General features: G+C 49.0%; 13 protein-coding genes. 8 read left to right on the top strand and 5 right to left on the bottom strand.

Annotation, left to right across the window (positions count from 1 at the left end; genetic code table 11):
* Positions 1–153: 153 nt before the first annotated feature.
* Positions 154–456 (bottom strand): AF1514 family protein, encoded by a 303-nt coding sequence (locus ACYQ2M_RS17715; RefSeq protein WP_459917706.1) that lies wholly within the window; start codon positions 454–456, stop codon positions 154–156.
* A gap of 510 nt (positions 457–966) precedes the next feature.
* Between ACYQ2M_RS17715 and ACYQ2M_RS17710 the strand changes: the two genes are divergently transcribed.
* The 8 genes from ACYQ2M_RS17710 to ACYQ2M_RS17675 all read left to right on the top strand — a co-directional run bounded on the left by ACYQ2M_RS17710 (position 967) and on the right by ACYQ2M_RS17675 (position 10,743).
* The gene (locus tag ACYQ2M_RS17710) at positions 967–1,464 is read left to right on the top strand and encodes a DUF1638 domain-containing protein (RefSeq protein ID WP_459917705.1); all 498 of its coding nucleotides are present in this window, start codon (positions 967–969) and stop codon (positions 1,462–1,464) included.
* Positions 1,465–1,737: 273 nt separating this feature from the next.
* Positions 1,738–2,220 carry a universal stress protein gene (locus tag ACYQ2M_RS17705; protein ID WP_459917704.1) on the top strand — a complete coding sequence of 161 codons (483 nt, stop codon included), beginning with the start codon at positions 1,738–1,740 and terminating at the stop codon, positions 2,218–2,220.
* A gap of 133 nt (positions 2,221–2,353) precedes the next feature.
* Positions 2,354–4,339: an FAD-dependent oxidoreductase gene (locus ACYQ2M_RS17700; protein ID WP_459917703.1), complete on the top strand. Its 1,986-nt coding sequence runs from the start codon at positions 2,354–2,356 to the stop codon at positions 4,337–4,339.
* 12 nt (positions 4,340–4,351) lie between these two features.
* Positions 4,352–6,151, top strand: a complete 1,800-nt coding sequence (locus ACYQ2M_RS17695) for an NADH-dependent [FeFe] hydrogenase, group A6 (protein WP_459917702.1) — start codon at positions 4,352–4,354, stop codon at positions 6,149–6,151.
* A 24-nt stretch (positions 6,152–6,175) separates the two neighbouring features.
* Positions 6,176–7,201: an ABC transporter substrate-binding protein gene (locus ACYQ2M_RS17690; protein WP_459917701.1), complete on the top strand. Its 1,026-nt coding sequence runs from the start codon at positions 6,176–6,178 to the stop codon at positions 7,199–7,201.
* Positions 7,176–7,937, top strand: coding sequence for an ABC transporter permease (locus ACYQ2M_RS17685; RefSeq protein ID WP_459917700.1), 762 nt, complete (start codon positions 7,176–7,178; stop codon positions 7,935–7,937). Before ACYQ2M_RS17690 ends, ACYQ2M_RS17685 begins: the two co-directional genes overlap by 26 nt.
* A gap of 37 nt (positions 7,938–7,974) precedes the next feature.
* Complete coding sequence (locus ACYQ2M_RS17680) at positions 7,975–8,619, top strand: ATP-binding cassette domain-containing protein (RefSeq protein ID WP_459917699.1); 645 nt, start codon at positions 7,975–7,977, stop codon at positions 8,617–8,619.
* 30 nt (positions 8,620–8,649) lie between these two features.
* Positions 8,650–10,743 (top strand): TonB-dependent receptor, encoded by a 2,094-nt coding sequence (locus tag ACYQ2M_RS17675; RefSeq protein ID WP_459917698.1) that lies wholly within the window; start codon positions 8,650–8,652, stop codon positions 10,741–10,743.
* A 34-nt stretch (positions 10,744–10,777) separates the two neighbouring features.
* Here ACYQ2M_RS17675 and ACYQ2M_RS17670 read toward each other — a convergent pair whose 3' ends face one another.
* The 4 genes from ACYQ2M_RS17670 to ACYQ2M_RS17655 form a co-directional block, all read right to left on the bottom strand.
* Positions 10,778–13,258: a hypothetical protein gene (locus ACYQ2M_RS17670; protein ID WP_459917697.1), complete on the bottom strand. Its 2,481-nt coding sequence runs from the start codon at positions 13,256–13,258 to the stop codon at positions 10,778–10,780.
* Positions 13,258–13,563 (bottom strand): hypothetical protein, encoded by a 306-nt coding sequence (locus ACYQ2M_RS17665; RefSeq protein WP_459917696.1) that lies wholly within the window; start codon positions 13,561–13,563, stop codon positions 13,258–13,260. The genes ACYQ2M_RS17670 and ACYQ2M_RS17665 overlap by 1 nt, the downstream gene beginning before the upstream one ends.
* Before the next feature lie 194 nt (positions 13,564–13,757).
* Positions 13,758–15,056, bottom strand: a complete 1,299-nt coding sequence (locus ACYQ2M_RS17660; RefSeq protein WP_459917695.1) for a hypothetical protein — start codon at positions 15,054–15,056, stop codon at positions 13,758–13,760.
* 53 nt (positions 15,057–15,109) lie between these two features.
* The gene (locus ACYQ2M_RS17655) at positions 15,110–16,930 is read right to left on the bottom strand and encodes a DUF6242 domain-containing protein (protein ID WP_459917694.1); all 1,821 of its coding nucleotides are present in this window, start codon (positions 16,928–16,930) and stop codon (positions 15,110–15,112) included.
* Between the last annotated feature and the right edge of the window lie 1,717 nt (positions 16,931–18,647).

Raw genomic sequence — 18,647 nt, 5'->3', positions numbered from 1 at the left:
TACGTCGGGCTCACGCTTGTGTTATTGTGATTTTGACAATTGCCTGTATTTCAAGTCATATTTCAACAAAAACGTCAATAACGCAAGCCTGAGCCCACCCGCATGTAACCCATGCTTTGACCAAGCCCGATTTTATGGAAACGGACTCTGGGTTTACAGAATCAGTATCATAAAAATATAATCCCCCCCATTGACTTCCACCGTGAGATTGGCTCCCCTTGTCCGGGCATAATATATCCAGGGCGGCACATCAATTTTGCCGTCTCCGCATTCAAATGTGGGATAAAATTTGCCGGTTATGCCATCCTTCCATGACAGAATCATGGCACTTCCATATGTTTGCGTCACCCAGGTTTTAACCTGATTTTTTGCTGTTTCAAAATCCAGATCCGGTGTATCAATCTGATATTGAACTTTTTCATTTTCGCGCATGGTAGCTTGTGAAGGTATCTGCATGTTCTGCCTCCTGGCATGAAATAATATTGAAATCATTTTCAAGATTTACCGATGGTGTAATAGCCAATATCCAATTTTATTATGTTGATAAATAATGGAGGAGGTGTCAGGCTTGTGTTATTGGAATTATCCATGATGTTTTGCTTCCATACAGATTTTGGTGGATAACGCCAATAACACAAGCCTGACACTTTTCTCGCAAAATCGTCCAACAAAAACTTGAACATCGAGTAAGCGAATGTATGATATACACCCAGTGAAGTTTATGCAAAAAAAATTTTCAGTTATTTAGCTTTCGGAATCAAATTGTAGTTACAATTTGTTATTATTAATATTGCGCCTTGCATGTTATGGTGATTTTTTATAAGTTAATCTAATGGTAAATTGTGGACTAAATGTTCCTTTAGATTGTAAAAATGGCACCCGATTTCTCCCATTTTGCCATGTCAGGGTCACCTCAAACCATGGCCCGGATAACGTAACTTTTATATTCGTCCTTGCATATTGATTTTGAAAAGCTGGAAAAAAGCCCTTCAGCATTATGGCAATGGGCCCAAAGCAGTTATTTACGGCACCTGTCATCCCTGCATGGATGTCTTTATAGAACAAGGCAATGCCCAAAGAACCCGGGGACAGAATTGTGTGGAACATTTACTGGGAAAAGAACAATTTGATTATCACCTGGAAAAGGGGGCCTTTTTCATCATGGATGACAGGGCAAGCAGGTGGGATTTCATCACCGGACTTGCCTTTGGGGGAACTTCTGAAATAATCAGAGAAATTTTTTCCATTGAACACACCCACCTGTTGGGGCTGGAACCCCCCTGCACCGAAAGCCTACTGGCCCTTGAACGTTTCCAGAACGCTCCCGATGACTTTGATCTGGTAATCACTGACATGACCATGCCCAACAAGGCTGGAGATAAACTCTTCATGGCCTTGCGCCGGATACGTCCTGGGATTACCATTCTGATCTGCACGGGATTCAGTGAATATCTTTCCAGTTAAAAAGCCCGGGAACTGGGCATCAATGGTTTTTTGGTCAAGCCAGTTACCCTGGAAATGTTTTCCAGGAAAATTCGTGAAGTACTTGAGTAATTTACCCTTGACCACAGTATTGTCCATCCTCGATAATCTCCGCAATGCCCGCCTCGAAAATTTATTTTTTCTAATCCCTTCATAAGGCCATCAGCAGTTTTCAATTAAAAAAATGGCATGCTATTTGCTTTTTTAGAAATCACTGTTTGTAAAAACAAAAACATTAAACAGGAGGCAAATAACATGAAAAAAATAAACAAAATACTGGTTTGTATTGATTTGTCAGATTATTCCAAAAACACCCTGGAGAGTGCTGTCACCATTGCAGGAAATACCGGCGCACAGATACACCTTATCAACGTGATAAACCGCAGGGATATTAGTTTTGCCACCGTGGTACCCCCCTATTATTCCGGCACCATTGATGTGGAGGGATATGTAAAGAACACCACAGAAGAACGCAAAACCGCCATTCATACCCTCATTAACGAAAATTGTCCTGATTTCAAGCCCCCCATGACCATTCATGTCGTCATGGGTGTCCCTTTTGAAGAGATCATTCACACGGCGGTGAAAGAGCAGGTAGACCTCATTGTCATGGGCAATAAAGGTCGAAGTAATCTTGCAAGAACCCTGTTTGGTTCCCAGGCGGAAAAGGTATTCCGTCATTCTCCCATACCGGTTTTCAGTATCAGAAACAATGAGCATAAAAGGCAGGAAGGCTGATACCACGGAGGTCCTATGCTGGATCTAAATTCAAACGGTTTTCCATTGTGTAAAAAAAGCTGACAGGTACTGGGTGACTATTGGGGGTTCTGTTGTCGACATTTTCATAAAAAAATATTAGAGAGGACTTTACATGGCAAAAGTTATTTTTGGAGCCTGGGATAATGCCGTCATTGATAATCGCAGAAAAAAGGTGTTTGAGATTGAAGAATATCCTGAATTCAGCGATTTTGACGAGTTCAATCCGGGAAATCCCATCAAGGCATTTTTTGGCGGTCACGGTTTTTTTATTTTTGAAAAGAATGTCAATCTGCTGGATGCGGCCCTGCAATATATGGAACGGGTGGCCCGGGAATCCTGCGGAAAATGTACCCCCTGCCGGGTGGGCACCCAGATTATCAAGTCCAAGCTGGAGAGCCTGACCCGGGGGGAGGGAAGTCCTGATTTGCTGGACGAAATTGCCGCCATTGCCGAACATGTCCACACCACCTCCCTTTGCGGCCTGGGTCAGACCGCCACTGTGGCCCTCCTTGAAATGATCAAGTATTTCAGGGAGACCCTTGAAAAGGAAATTATCGGCGATACGCCTGTGCCCCGGCAGCACTGCACCACCTATGTTTCGGCTCCCTGCATTGAGGCCTGCCCATCCAAGGTTGACGTTCCAAGATATATTGATTACATCAAAGACGGCAAGTTCACCCACTCTTTGGGGGTGATCTTACAAAAATACCCCATGGCGGCCACCTGCGGCCGGGTGTGTGTTCGTTTCTGCGAAATGGCCTGCCGTCGTACCCAGGTGGACGAGGCCGTGGGCATCAAGGTGCTCAAACGTTTTGTGGCCGACCATGAGCAGGATGTTACCCACGAATGGTTCTCTTCCTATATGATTCCCGAAAAGAAAGATCCTGATTTAAAGGTGGCTGTCATCGGCACCGGGCCTGCCGGTATATCAGCTGCTTATCATCTGTTGCTCAAAGGATATCCCGTGGATGTCTACGAGGCAAAATCCGTCCCCGGCGGTATGGCCGCCACGGGTATTCCTGAATATCGCCTGCCCAATGCGGTTCTTAATAAGGAGATCAGCATCATTGAAACCATGGGGGGGCAGATTTTCTACAATCGACGCATGGGCCGTGATTTCACGGTAAAGGGGCTGTTCAACAACGGGTATAAGGCCATCTTTCTGGCCATCGGCACCCACAAGGGAAAGATGATCCGGGCAGCCGGTGAAGATCCCCATCTCAAGGGATACGATTTTGGTGTGGATTTTCTGCTGCGCATCAACCACGACTACATTGACAAGGGTATTCCCATGAAGCTGGGAGAAAAAATGGTGGTGGTTGGCGGGGGCAACGTGGCCATGGACTGCGTCCGTTCGGCCCTTCGCATGGGGGTAAAAGAGGTGCACCTTGTCTACCGCAGAAGTAAAACCGAAATGCCCGCAGACCATGAAGAGGTGGAGGCCGCGGAAAAAGAGGGGGTCATCTTTCATTTCCTCACCCATCCCACACGCATCATCTCCGAAGACGGTGTCATCAAGGCGGTGGAACTTGTGAAGATGGGTCTTGGAGACCCGGACGAAAGCGGGCGAAGAAGCGTGACCCCTATTGACGATTCGGAATTTGTCCTGGAGACCGATCATGTGATCCCGGCCATCGGGCAGCAGGTGGAGCTGGGGTTTATCACCCCGGACGACGATGGTGTGGCTTTTAACAGCTGGGGCACCATCAAGGTAAAAAAAGATTCCCTCATGTCCACCCGAAAAGGGGTTTTCGCAGGCGGCGACTGTGTCACAGGCCCTGCCACCCTGGTGCAGGCCATGGCCCAGGGAGAGCAGGGGGCACGGTGCATTGACGATTATCTCACCTATGGACGGGTCCGCTTTTTTCCCAACGACAGAATGAGCCAGCTGGTGGCCGATGTCCAGCCCATGATCGCCTCTGGGGTCACCATTCCGGTGAAGCACGAGTACCGGGTGAAGGTGCGGGAACTGGACCCAGATGTGAGAAAGCAGATATTTGAAGAGGTGGAAAAACCCATTTCCGTTGAGGAAGCCTACCATGAAGCCCAGCGGTGCATGCGCTGCTACCGGGTCTATTCCGTAATCACTGAGCAATAAGGAGTTACCAATATGATCGGTTCTATCAATGGTAAAAAGGTTGAATTCCAGGAAAATGAAAGTATCCTGGCGGTGGCCAAACGCACGGGGCATTTTATCCCCACCCTCTGCGAAATGGCTGATATCAATCACGCCCCGGGCACCTGCCGGGTCTGTCTTGTGGACATGAAACGCAAAAATGATCCTGCCCACCACATTGTCACTTCCTGCACCACCCCCATGGAGGAGGGCATGGTTATTCTGACCCGGACCCCCAAAGTGCGGGAGATGCAGCGACTGCAGGTGGAGCTGTTGCTGGCAGATCACAACCAGGACTGCGCCAGCTGCATCCGCCACGGCAACTGCGAACTCCAGGATGTGGCCCAGTTTGTGGGGCTTCAGCAGACCCGGTATCATTATCCCCATTTCTATCTCCAGCGATCCCGGGACGACTCATCCCCCTCGGTGGTACGGGATATGAGTAAATGTATCCGCTGCTTCCGGTGCGTCACTGTCTGTCGGGAAATCCAGGGGGTTGATGCCCTGGTCATCACGGAAAAGGGGCTTTCCACCCAGATCAGTGTCAGGGATCATCTGCCCCTGGGCAGTTCCGACTGTGTCAGCTGCGGCCAGTGTATTCTGGTCTGTCCGGTGGGGGCGCTGGCGGAAAAGGACGACATCGAAGAGGCCATGGATTATCTGTATGATCCGGACATGGTCACCGTGTTTCAGTTTGCTCCGGCCGTGCGCACGGCCCTGGGGGAAGAGTTCAACCTGCCCGCCGGTACCAATGTGGAGGGGAAGATCATCACGGCATTGAAAAAACTCGGGGCGGATGTGGTGCTTGACACCAACTTCACCGCCGATCTTGTCATCATGGAGGAGGGCAGTGAACTATTAAAGAGGGTGAAACAAAAAGCCCCCCTTCCCATGTTCACCTCCTGCTGCCCGGCATGGATCAATTATGTGGAGAAAAATTATCCGGAGATGAAGGCCCATATCTCCACCACCAAATCCCCCCAGCAGTGCTTTGGAGCCATGGCCAAAACCTATCTGGCAGAAAAGATGGAGCTGGACCCCCGACGCATGCGGGTGATCTCCATTATGCCCTGTACGGCCAAAAAAGGAGAAGCCAGACGTCCGGAATTCATGCGTGATGGCCAGCCAGAGGTGGATGTGGTCCTGACCACCCGGGAGTTTGCAAGGCTGATGAAACGCGAAGGTATACAGCTGGCAGCCCTTGAAAACTCAGATTTTGACAACCAGTGGATGGGAGCGTACTCCGGTGCCGCGGTGATTTTCGGCACCACCGGCGGGGTCATGGAGGCGGCTGTCCGCACCGTTCACAAGGTGGTGACAGGGGAAGAGCTTGTCACTGTGGAATTTACGGCCATGCGGGGCCTTGAAAATATCCGGGAAGCCCGGGTGGATCTGGGACGTGGCGTGGGTGTGGTAAAACTGGCTGTGGCCCATACCCTGAAGGCCGCAGGTCAACTCATGGAGCGCATTAAATCCGGTGAAGCTGACTACCATTTTGTGGAGGTGATGGCCTGTCCCGGCGGCTGCATGGGCGGCGGTGGTCAGCCCAGAAGCAAACATGCCTACCAGGCCTCCCGCATGGAACGTCAACAGGGGCTATACACCATTGATAAAGATGCCCCGGTGCGTCAATCCCACAACAATCCGATGATCCAGAAGCTCTACAGCGACTATCTGGAAGAACCCCTGGGACACAAATCCCACCGTCTGCTGCATACCACCTACAACGATTGCAAGCGACTTGTGACCCATACCATGAAGGAGATCTGGGAAGAAATAGAAGAGCGAACCTGAATAAGTTTCTGAATGGAGTCTGATTTGTATCGTCGTCTTTTCTGGAAAAAGATCATTGTTGTGATGGGCATTTTATGGTGTCTCAGCGCCAGAATCGATGCCGGGGAGTCCCTGCCGGTGATGATCTATGCACCGGCAGGTCCCACGTCCATCCCCCTTATTCTGGCGGCGGAATCCCTGCCTGGCGTAAAGGTGAAGATTTTCACCAATCACTCAAAGGCCCATGCCCTGTTTTTAAAGGGAAAGGTTCAGATCCTGTGCACGGGGCTTTCCGTGGGGGTAGGATTTTACCGCCAGGGGGTACCCGTGCAGATCATCAATTCCCATGTGTCCGGCCTGGCCTGGCTGGTGACGAACATAAAGGTCACCCATTTCAAAGATCTCAGGGGAATGACGATTTATCTGCCCTTTCCCGGGTCTCCGCTGGAGGAGCTCACACGCTTTTTCATGGCGGCGGAGCAACTGGAGTGGAATCACGATATTCATATCAGATACACCGCGTTTCCCGGGGCCGTAGCCCTGTTGCAGCAGCATCGCATCTGCGTCGCCGCACTGCCGGAACCATTTGTCTCCCGGGTGTTGACACCCCATAAGGCGTTATGGAAATCATCTGGTGACACTTCGGGCCAGGCTCTGGTTCATGATTCAGATGAAACGTTTTTTCCCCGCAAAAAACAAAAAACCTCCCTCACTTCACCGGGCTTTTATGCCCTCAGTTACAAATCTGTGTGGGAACGCCATACGGGCACCCCCCAAGGTTATCCCCAGGTGGGTTGCTTTGTGCACCGGGAATTTGCCCGTACCCATGGGACAGTCATCCAGGAGTTCAACCTGGCCCTGTCGCGGTCCATCCAATGCCTTGCAACGGCCCCGGACCCGGCAGTGAAAAGGGCCGGTGCATACATGGATTTTCCCGGGGAACTCTTGCGCAAATCCCTTGAACGTACGGATTTTCATCTGTGGCATGGTGTGCCGTTAAGGCAGGTTCTTCTCCACTATTATCAAACCATAGGCGACCCCCTGAATGAAACTTTTGATGCCTTTTTTTAAGCCTTTAAAAAACAACCTGGTGGCTTTTTTTCTGTTCATGGGGATTTGGTTTCTGCTTTCTCTTTTTTTTGAGCCTTATATTGTCCCCTCGCCGGTGGCGGTGGTGCAGCACCTGGACCGTTTGTGTGATGGTGTCTTCATGGAAAACCTAGGCATTTCCCTGGGCCGTATTTTAACGGGATTTGCGGTTTCCTTTGCACTTGGCATTGCCATTGGCATTGTCTCCAGCAGCCTTGGGATCACCGCCACGGTGGAGACGATGCTGGTGCTGTTCCAGGTCATTCCCGGCCTGATCCTGGGAGTGGTGTTTCTTTTGATGTTCGGGGTGGGAAGTGTGGCACCTGTCTGCCTGATTATAACCCTTTCAACGCCCTTTATTGCCATCAACACTGCCAACACCCTTATGAAAAAAAACCCGGTACTGGAAGGGGTGATTCGATCCTTTAACGGGGGGAGGTTCCATCTGCTCAGGGATCTTTACCTGCCAGCGCTGGTGCCTGCCCTTAAAACCAACACCACCCTGGGGTTGATCATGGCCCTTAAAATTGTGCTGCTGGGGGAGTTCATCGCATCGGACAACGGCATCGGATATCTATTAAATACCGCCAGGATCTATTTTAACATGGAGGCGGTGTTTTTTTATCTTTTGGTGGTGCTGCTTTTTATGGTGGGCTTTCAGGTGATTGTGAACACCTTGTTTGTGATTTTTTTTCAGAAATACCTTTATCCCTGTTGATACGCGATAATCAAGTAATACGATTAAGAAGGATCCGATGCTTTCAATTTCTAATCTTGGCAAAATCATCAATGGCTGCACCATCATCGATGATTTAAGTTTTTCCCTGAATCCCGGTGAAAGGGCCTGCCTGTCTGCCCCGTCCGGGGCTGGAAAATCGACCTTGATTCATATCCTGTCCGGGCTGGACACTGCCTTTTCCGGCACGGTGCATGTGACAGCACGCTCCAGGGCCACCATTTTTCAGGAGCCCGGGCTGTTCTGGTACAAAACCGTGGCAGAAAATATTTTTTATCCCCTTAAACTCAACGGTATTAAAGTGGATAAACATCTTTTACAAACGTATGAACAATGGATGTCCATTACCGGGCTGAACGAGGCCGCCGATTTTTATCCCCATACCCTTTCCGGGGGCATGAAGCACAAGGTGGCCATGATAAGGGCCTTTCTCACCGGGCCGGATCTCATCCTCATGGATGAACCCTTCAGATCCATGGATATGGCATCCAGGACAAAAATCATGGATCATATCAGAAACCATTATCCCGATATTACTCTGTTGCTGGTGACCCACCATCTGGATGAAATGCCACGAATTGCCCAACGGGTATTTTTATTTAAGGAGAAATTATTGTCCAATCGTTTTGAATCCCTTGAACTGCTGCATGCCCCGGAAACATAAAAAATGTGAACCCCTGAATAGGAATGAAAAATGAAAATCTGTTTAAACTACTGCTTTGCACTGTTGCTCGTTGCCATGATAACTGGCCTATCCACAGATGGTTTCTCAGATGAAAATGGTCCTGGTATAACCAACCTGAATAGTGAAAAAAAAACCGTTCTGGACCCCATGGTGATAACCGCTCGGGGAATCGGCAGCCGTATTTCCCAGACCCCCGGGGGGGTGGGAATTGTGGATGTTCAAACGTTAAATGAACAACAGCCGGTAAGTATTACAAATGCCACCCAGCGCATCCCCGGGGTGGAAAAATCATCTGATTCTCCCTGGGGATCGGCCATTAACATACGGGGTCTTGGCCGTAACAGCGTGGTGTTTCTCATTGACGGCTGCCGGGTGAACACGGCAACGGACATCAACGCCCAGTTCGGATTGGTGAGTCCGTGGGAAATTGATCGCATCGAAGTCCTGAAAGGCCCGGTGAGTGCCCTTTACGGTTCCGGGTCCATGGGGGGCGTGGTCAACGTCATCACCAAAAAAGGACTGTTTACAAAGGATCCCCAATGGCATGGGGAGACCGCCCTGACATACGCGGACAATCCCCGTGGGGTGGACAGTTACGGCAATGTTTCGTTTAACTGCCCGGATTACTGGATGTACGCATCGGGAAGTTACCGGGATCATGACAGGTACGAATCCGGAGCAGGGGAAGAGATTTCCAACAGCCAGTTCCGGGATTACCATGCAGGGGCCGCCATGGGCATGAAATGGAATGATTTAAATACCACCACATTTTCTGTCCATCACACAAACGCCGGAAATGTGGGCATTCCCGGCAGGGGACTTTCCCTGCCGTCGGGTCCGGATGTCACCTATGACAAGGCCAGTCTCTCTCTGTGGAACCTGACTCATACCTGTACGCCGGACCAGAGCTGTCTGAAGGAATCCAAGGCAAGCTTTTTTTATCAGGAGATTGAACGAAAGGTGGTGATTGATAATTTTCCGGCCACCTATGCCTTGACGGAGAATCGCCCCGGGGCAGATCACCGCACCTGGGGGATGAAGTGGCAGAACCGCATGGAGATGGGGGACCATACTCTGGTGGCAGGCACCGACATCTGGAACTGGGACATCGGCGATTCCCAACGCTATAAAACCCTTAAGAACAAACTCACCGGTGTGGACAGCTCCCTGGGGAATCTGGAACAGTTTTCCGGTGGAGTGTTTGCCGAAGATGACATTCAGATCACAGACGCGTGTGCCCTGAACCTCGGGGGCCGGGTGGATTATATCCGGGCAAAAAGCAATGATCTGTACAACTGGATTGATCCGCCGTCCCCGGCCATGGCCGTCAATCTTGTGCGCCAGGGAGATCAGTATGAGGACGTGAGCTGGAACGCCCATGCCGGCATCACCTGGAATATGGTGCCGGCATGGTCCATGACCTTTATTTCTGCCTCCAGTTACCGGGCACCGGACCTCATGGACCGGTTTAAATACATCAGCCTGGGCGGAGGGGTGGAATTATTCGGCAATCCAGATCTGGACCCGGAACGATCGCTTTTCTTTGAATATGGCCTGCACTACACAGGTAACACCCTGCGGTTCAGCATTGCCACCTATGCCAATTATCTCTCAGATCTTATCACTGAAATTGTGTCAAATGATACTATTCGCACCATGGAAAATGTGGATGAAGCAGAAATTCTCGGGGCCGAAGGGGATGTTGAATGGCGTTTTTTACCAGCCTGGTCCGCCCATGCAACCCTTGCCTTTACCCATGGCAAAAACACCACCACCCACGAATATCTTGCCTTTATTCCGCCTTTGAAAGGGCTTGTGGGAACCCGATACGATGATGGCACCGGCTTCTGGGGCAGCCTTGAGATGATGTGGGCGGCGGATCAGAAGGATGTCCCTGCAGGCGGCATGGAAAGTGGTAGCTGGGAAACCATGAACCTCCGGGCGGGGTATCGGTTCACGGGGGGAAAAATTCGCCATGAACTCATGGTGGGGGTGGATAATCTGTTTGACCGGTCCTATCGTAACTATCTGTCCACTTCCCGGGATATTGAACTTCTGGAGCCGGGGATTTGTTTTTTGGCTTCCTGGCGGATGGTATTTTGATACGGTCAGTCATTTATGCCAAGCTCCAGTTTATCTATTTTTCCAGCAGCGGCGTTTCCCAGATTGTTCCATCTTCAAATGTAACACGCAACATGAGACCGGTTTTACCCCGGTCAAACAGGTGTTTATCCTGGAGGTAGAGATCAAACCTCTGCTCTGCGTTGCCTGGCTTAATACTGATATCGCCGTTGGCCTTGTTGAGCAGCTTGTTTTTTTGCCCTACTCCCAGCAGCCAGGCCTGATTGCCCGGAAGCGTGTCCCACAGAGGCTCTTTTTCTGGAAGGAGCAGTGCCATGGCGGAGATGGTTTGTTCCGGCGAAGTGATGGTCAGACGAAGAATCACATCCGGTGAGCCATTGAAACCAGGTTTTTCTCCCTGTCCCACCATGTCGCCAAACCCTTTTTTTCGGATCAGTTGTCCCAGGACTGGGGGGGGATTCCCAGTAATCGGATTTGGGTCAACTGGAGGCGTTTTAACCACGGTGGCAGGTGCTGGAGCAGTGGATATGTTTTTATCCGAAGTGGTAAGGGGTTCTGTGGTCGATACCTGGGTTCTATATTGCCCTGCATTGTCCGCCAGCAACGATGGGTCCACCTGCAACGAAGAGAGGATGGAGCTCATGAGGGGTTGCAGGGTCTCCCAATGGCGGGCACCCTTACAATAACATTCCAGGTAGAGAAATTTACCATTGGCAAGTTTCTGATCCAGTTCAACCACCCGTGACAGATGTTGATCTTCATTTTTTCCGATGCTGGTATTAAATTCAGTGGCTGCTGCCTTGCCAACCATGAACCTTTTTACCACCCGAAACACATCTTTATAAACGCCTGACTCTTTGGCATAGCTCACACGATTCATTCTCAGCCATACACTGAACTCAGCACCTGTTTTTATGTCTGTCCCCTTGCAATCAATGGTGCCCAGTTTTTCCCATGTCCGGGTCGTCAGATAACGGGGAGCCTTGAAAGAAATACCTTTGAGATTGTGGGTAACCATCTCCTGGCAGGGACCGCACTTTGGAGGCAAGTGAAATGAAAGTCCTGCCATCATGGTGTCCAGTTGTTTCTGATAAACGTCTGGGTCAGTGCCACCCATGAGAACGCCAAGGCGCTCTCCACTGGGAAGACACTGATCCAGTACCCACACCTTCACAGGGGCTTCTTTATAGTAGGTCACCGTACCGGTGAATGAGGAGGCCTCCTGTCCAGCCAGCAGATCCTGTTTTTTTGTTTTAATTTGCATTTTGGAAAGGGTCTGGTCCACCTTTTCTCCGCGCATCACCATGAACACGGCCTGGGGTTCCTCTTTAAAGACTGGCATCCACAGCCTGCCGTCCTTATCGCCAAAGGTGATCCATCCCTTAGCAGGGGAAAGGGTGACGACATCCCACATTTTGAAGGGTTCCACCTCTTTTGAGGCGATCTCCAGAACCCCTTGTTCAGGATTGCCGGAGATGGAGGCAAAGATTTTTTGGATGATGGGTTCGCTGGTTTCCCAAGGTTCTCCTGCGACGCTACCTGCAAAAATAATGTGTTTCCCATCCGCGGCAGGGGCATCAAAGGTTATGGCAAGGATATGCATGCTGGGCTGATCTTTGCCGGGGGATCCTGAAATTTCAATTTTTTTAGCTGGTTTTCCCAAAAAGAAGGTTTGCTCTTCCTTTTCCAGGATCATCCATTTTTCCAATTTTTCCTGGGCAATGGATTTACGTTGGGACACGATGCCAAAGGTCACCCCTGTTTTTTTATCTTTATCCACAACGCCCCAGGCCATTTCATCACGGTCATCCTCCCCCAGCGCTTCCCACTCCCGGGGGACTGCAAGGCTGAAGCTTCGCCATTTGGCCTGTTTCCATCCTTCTGGAATGGTTACAGGATCTATTGATGGTGTGTCGGAAGTTTTGGAGGAAGAGATATCCTCCGGGGGCGAAATTGACGACGGGGACAGTGTGCTTGTTTTTGTGGCAAGGGATGGGTCAAGCGGGGGGTCCGGGGGTGCGGAGGGATTGTATTTTACGCTTTCCATGACATTGGTGAGTGTGGGCCAGTGTGACTGAAAATCCATGCCCACCACCCCTGCCATGAGAAACAAATAGTTCCCCTCAAAATCAGGTTCATCAAGGCAGATGAGATGATGACGTCGATCTCCGGTGGAGAAGGTGATATCATAATCCGTTGCCGGTTGTCCGTCAATCCTCACCGTTCCCTGGGGGACGAGACTTGCACCCTTTTCCATGGGCATCTGCCGGGGGTGGACACGGCTTTTAAAGATGCCGAAAAAAGCATATTTCCCGTTTTCAGTGTCCCCGAAATTCCACGATGCCTGGGTGTAGGTGGTGTCGCCGACATTCCAGTCCGGGGGGATAGAAACAGAAAATCCCTGCCACTTTTCGGTCTTCCAGTCGGCTGGTGCTGCCTGACACAGGGGGGGGGGAAGGATTGATAACAGAATGGACAGGATGGTCAGGAACGCACATAGGCTTGATTTCAGTTGGTTGGGATGAGATCCTCTCATTATTTTTTCTCCCTTTTGTACAGGTTCAGTGGAGGCTCTTGGTTGGCTTTCTTAAAAAGGTCTATTTGCTGGCGAACAGCATTTCCATATATTTTTTCCATGGCCAGTGGCATTTCTTCTCCTTGTTCCTTACGATATTTTGCCCGGGCCTGTTCCATGATGTGGACAAAAAGGGAAGGGTCTTTTTTGAACTGGACGTCTGGGGCAGAAACCCGGGTATGGAAGCAACCCCCTGTTCCACCTGACTGGCTGCTTTGCTGGAGTATGGTGGCAGGCCGTGAAAAAGATTGTTTCCACGGCAGCATAAAGATGGCCCGGGGACATGCTGGCCTGAACGGGTGTGCCCCATACCAGGCATGCCAGTACAATGGGCCATAAGATAACATTTACATGATACTTCATAATATGATTCCAGTTACATATCAACGGGGTGATGTCGTCCGAATTTTTCCCATCATACGTTTCGATTGTAAAAAATATCTTTTAGATACCCCTGTTGTCAGTTGTAACGTTGGATAATAGCCGTTGCCTCGGTTTCTTTTTTTTCGGGAATGGGTACACGAACAGTGGCATACTGCCGGAAAAAGTACAATGTATTGCCCGCCACCATGAGGTATGAATAAACAATTTCCAGCATGGGAAATGGGTCGTTAATTTTTTTTATGGATTCAAAACGGGATCCAATAAGATTCCAGGAGTGAACCATGCCGTTCACGTATACGCTGGATGCCCCCAAAAACACCTCTCCGGGAGTTTGTTTAAGCCTTTTACCTGCCAATTTTTGGGTCAGCAGCACCACTGCCCAAAGCAACACAATCAGTCCCAGGAGAAATAGGAATACCCATAGGGATGCGGTGTCTTGCATAACCAGCCAGAAACCCGCCCCCACAACCACAATAATGATGCTGATGAATCCCAGAAGTCCCCATTTTGCCTCACTTTGAGCCTCCATTTCCAATTTTACAAATGTGCCCCATTCCAGTGGGGTGTAGGTCCAGTGGGCCAGACAATCTTCCCCGTTCATCATCCGGCGAACCGCAGCGATCTGTACCCCGAAAAAAGCCAGTCCCACCATTCCCACAACGAACACGAGAATCCCGATAAACAATGCCCAAAATCCACCCTCTCCATCATAGTAAAAAAAAGGAAGTGCCAGCAGGGCCAATCCCGTGGTTAATACTCCCAGAAAAAACCGACATCCCGTACCTGCGGTACACCCTGATACCCGGTCGTACTTTTTTTTTCGGGTTCGCTTGATTCCCCAGATGGTCATGGTTGAAAGGAAAAGAGTTATGGCAGCTGAACGAAGGGGGTATTTCAAAGATGTGGGGATATCCCTTTTTTCCATATCCCGGGTATCCAGACGATTGTAAGACAGAAAACGGATGGTATTTTTTATTCGTATTTCAATATACCCATTAAGTTTTTTCAGGAGATCCAGAGGGGGATTATCTGGGGAGAAATAGCTGTGATTGTCTGCTGGCGTAAGTTTTTTTGTAAAATTATCTTCATACCATTTTTGCCAGATATGACTGTTTCCTCGAATTAATTGATCCCGGGTCTTTATTTCGATGAATTCCGTAAGGGGGTGATGGGGGGCGCTTGATCGGATGAATTCCCGGGCCATTTCCATGGCACCCCATAGATGTTTATCAGGTGCAGGTGTGTGTTCCTTTTCATATTCCATGGCCCAGTCCACCGTTTTCACGGAAAGTAATTCCGGTGCAGGTCGCCACCAGAAAAGCAGAGAAACAGATATGCCGATGTATACCAGAAAAGGGGTTATCAAAAATCGCATAATTTGCCTGGCCTTTGTGGGGTTAACGTCACGTGTCAATTAACTGCTTTTGTTTAGGGAAACAGTTCTATTTGCTGCCAGGAACTTCCCTGATCCTGGGAAACAAACAGCCCAGTATCTGTACCAATAAGAAGAAAAGATGCATCCACAGCCATGGAAAGAACCTTTTTGTTTTCAAGGCATCGGACAATGGGAGTAAGCGTCTTTCCTTCCCTTTGCAGAATATGAATTCCTCCGCTGGATGCCGTGGCTGCAAATTGGTGGGGATTCAGCTGGGCAAAAAAGGTGTACTGATCCCGGGGAGGATCTTTTTCTTTATCCAGAAAGTTCAGCCCATCGTTGGAAAAGGCAAAGGTGCTGATCATGCGGCGGGTCCACACAGTGGTCTGCTGATCAATCCACAGTGCTTTGAAAGCCTGGGGAATTCGTTCCCGGTGCCATTGTTTAAGTCCATGCCTGGAAAACAGGACATCGTTGTATCCCCATACCACGGCTTCCCCATTGGGCAGGAGCAACAGATCCCAGGCAGAATATTCATAGCCATCATCAACGGATATTTTTTCCCATGTATCCATAAAATCCAACCGGAATAGCCCCTTTCCATCCATTGATGTGACAAAAACCGATTCATCCGGTGATACCCTTAACGCATCTATTCCTTCCTCTGGGAGGCCCTGGATCTTTTTTTGCCACCTGCCTTCCCCATCCCTGGAAACAAAGGGTCCGCTCTTGGGAGAGGCAAGCCATATATCATTTTTCCTTGAGGCTAGATATATGTGTTCTTCCTGGGGAAACGGCAGTGGCACTGTTTTCCAGTTGGTTCCATGGTCGCGGCTTTGCAAAAGTCCCAATCCTGTAACAGCAGCGTACCAATGGCCCTTTGGGGTGGTTGTCAGTTGTGAGATTTTTGAAACATAGGCAAAAGGTCTGGGGGCCCAGGTGGTGCCATCGTCCCTTGAGACAAAAAGTCCCTTTCCATATGCACTGGCCCAAAGGCTGTTACCAGACAAGGCAATTGCCTGGATATTGGCGCCGGAAAGTGGGGTGTTGAAAGGGGTGGTCCAGGTGGTGCCCCCATCTTTTGACAGATGGATTCCCCCCTCCCGGGTTCCCGCAACAATTTTTCCATTTGAACCCAATGCAAGGCAGGTAATGGTGCAGTTTTGCATTTTTAGAGCAACCCGAGACCAGTTTGATGCAGCCTTTGACCATTTGAACACCCCCCCTCCATAGGTGCCAGCAAAAAGACCCGTACCTGGATGGAAAGAAAGTGTCAGTATGTCTGTATTTTCAAGGCCCTGATTGGCTGAAGACCAGGTTAATCCCCCATCCAGAGAATGAAAGACACCCTTACCGAATAGTCCGGCAAACGCCCCATTGTCCCTGGTAAAAATTACGCTCTGAATTGTTGGTTCCGGCAATCCCAGGACGGGTTGAAGAGGGACATCGGCTTTCCCGGCAGGGACTTCTTCCCTGTTTTTGAAATAGCTGACTGGAGCGTAAAAAAGACCTTCTCCCCATTTTTTTATGAGGCAGGAAGAAGCGTCCGGTGTAAACACAATAAAGGCGTTATTTGTTTTTTTATCCTGGAACCAGTCGGCACCACCGTTGGTGGAAATGAAAACCCCGGATGCAGTAGAAAGAAAAAGAGTTCCCGAATAATCCGTTGATACGTGGTAAAGAGACAGATCATCAAGGCCTTTTGCCTGGTACCATTTTCTTCCACCGTCACTGGAAAAAAATAGACCTGCCTTGTCTTCGGTGAGGGCGATGATTTGTCCCTCCTGCACCACCAAAAGTTGAATGACATTGGGAGGACTTTCGCACCAGACATTTAAGGAACCGACCAAAAGAAAGATTACCACCATTGTCATACTTTGGTATAATTTCCTCCGTAGAAATACGGTGAAATATGCATCTATTTGGTTAAATTTCATCTGCACGATTCCTGTTATTATTCTTCCAGTAGTGGGGTTCCCTAAACATGTCCATACGCAAATATAACAATCAACCAGATGTCAGTTTTGTCGCGGCCAAACAGGTGTCTATCCTGCAGGTAGAGATCAAATCAACGGGGTGATGTCGTCTGAATTTGTTCCTTATCATAAATTATTCATTTGAATTGTAAAAAAGCAATATGGTAAGTAATTTAGCTGATGAATTAAAGATATAATAAACTCCATATATGATGTCAACTCAAATTCATTTATCAGTGAACTGACAGGCCTACCAGGCCAGGATGTTGAATACACAAGGCCGGTACAGTCATCAGATATATAATTTTTTCACTGTCGGTCTTCAGCGATGGTGAATGGGGTCAGGTTTGTTTTAGATGGTAAAAAATACAATAAAGGAAGCTGCCCCTTAAGAATCAGTCAACACTGAAAGTTGAGTAAAATGTTGTAATAAAATTCTGATAGTATTAATGTTGGGTAATCCATTCCTCAGGAGGTTTTTATGTTTAAAACCCGTGCCCTTGCATTGTTTTTGATCTTTTTTACGATTTCGATAAACACTCCTTACAGTCAGGCCGCGGCACCGTTTAAAATGCAGATCCAGGAAGGAGAAGACCTTGTCAAACAATTCAAGGCGACGTTCAATCGTAAGCCTTTGAATATGAAAATGATTCAGGAACAGGCCTTTAGAATATCCCAGCATTACCAGGCCAAATATCTGCTTAAAAATAAATACCCTGGTATCGGCAGGCTTTATCATGATGTTTGGAAAAAGGGCAGCGATTCCCTGAACAGACGGATAATCGAAAGGGCCAAGCAAAAACTAAGAGAAAAAAATTACTCTGGTAAAGCAGTTGACGGAGTGGAACCCATTCAGAACACCAAATCTTTGCAATCGGCCTCAGCTCCCATGGATCTTGACGCTGGCGTACAGACCAAAACACCCCAGGAAATAAAAAAGTTTATGGAAGAACTGCGGGGTCAGGGCAAAACACCGAAAGGATATCTGGATGATCTGCAGCAGGCATTGGAAGAGGCATATGTAGAGATTGCACGGGATGTCGGTGCTTATCGTATGGACCCGAAAAAGGCGTTTATAACCGGTACCGCTGCCTGGCACCCGGATGCATACAAAGACCTGGATGTACTGAGCGGCAAAGCACCCGGTAAAGAGCTGATCGAGCAATCTGCTGATGTGTCCAAGAATAAAATTTATGAATTCCGTAATATGGCCGAAGGCAGTCGTGGGGCTCTGATCAGCCCTGAAGCTGCCATTCAGGAAGCAGGGCGGGGAGTTCAGAAAGATATGTCCAAAATGAATGCTGTGTTTGATGAAATTGAGAAGATCAGCGGGTACCGCCCCAGGCTGTCTGCTAAAAATCAACAGGTTCTGGGCCTTCTGGATGGATTAAAGGAACTCAAAGACCCCAATGTTGTCAGACGCCAAATTGAGGCACTCACTGATAAAAATTATTTTGATGCTCTGGCTGAGCTTATGGACAATATGGAATCTTCCTGGAAGCTGGCGCCTGCCACCCAAGCCCAGGGCATGGTAGCATCTATCATGAAAAAAGTTCTGTCAGATACTGAGTTCGAATATTTTATCAGTAAATATAAACCCATCGGTTTGGATAAT

It is taken from the genome of Desulfocicer niacini (assembly GCF_054657595.1).
The sequence above is the reverse complement of the archived record's forward strand: the minus strand, read 5'-3'. Positions and strand labels throughout refer to the sequence as shown.

Excerpts from the sequence above, each read along its gene's own strand:
- ACYQ2M_RS17715 (WP_459917706.1), bottom strand. The coding sequence starts at position 456 with ATGCAGATACCTTCACAAGCTACCATGCGCGAAAATGAAAAAGTTCAA.
- ACYQ2M_RS17705 (WP_459917704.1), top strand. The coding sequence starts at position 1,738 with ATGAAAAAAATAAACAAAATACTGGTTTGTATTGATTTGTCAGATTAT.
- ACYQ2M_RS17700 (WP_459917703.1), top strand. The coding sequence starts at position 2,354 with ATGGCAAAAGTTATTTTTGGAGCCTGGGATAATGCCGTCATTGATAAT.
- ACYQ2M_RS17695 (WP_459917702.1), top strand. The coding sequence starts at position 4,352 with ATGATCGGTTCTATCAATGGTAAAAAGGTTGAATTCCAGGAAAATGAA.
- ACYQ2M_RS17685 (WP_459917700.1), top strand. The coding sequence starts at position 7,176 with ATGAAACTTTTGATGCCTTTTTTTAAGCCTTTAAAAAACAACCTGGTG.
- ACYQ2M_RS17680 (WP_459917699.1), top strand. The coding sequence starts at position 7,975 with ATGCTTTCAATTTCTAATCTTGGCAAAATCATCAATGGCTGCACCATC.
- ACYQ2M_RS17675 (WP_459917698.1), top strand. The coding sequence starts at position 8,650 with ATGAAAATCTGTTTAAACTACTGCTTTGCACTGTTGCTCGTTGCCATG.
- ACYQ2M_RS17670 (WP_459917697.1), bottom strand. The coding sequence starts at position 13,258 with ATGAGAGGATCTCATCCCAACCAACTGAAATCAAGCCTATGTGCGTTC.
- ACYQ2M_RS17665 (WP_459917696.1), bottom strand. The coding sequence starts at position 13,563 with ATGCTGCCGTGGAAACAATCTTTTTCACGGCCTGCCACCATACTCCAG.
- ACYQ2M_RS17660 (WP_459917695.1), bottom strand. The coding sequence starts at position 15,056 with ATGCGATTTTTGATAACCCCTTTTCTGGTATACATCGGCATATCTGTT.
- ACYQ2M_RS17655 (WP_459917694.1), bottom strand. The coding sequence starts at position 16,930 with ATGACAATGGTGGTAATCTTTCTTTTGGTCGGTTCCTTAAATGTCTGG.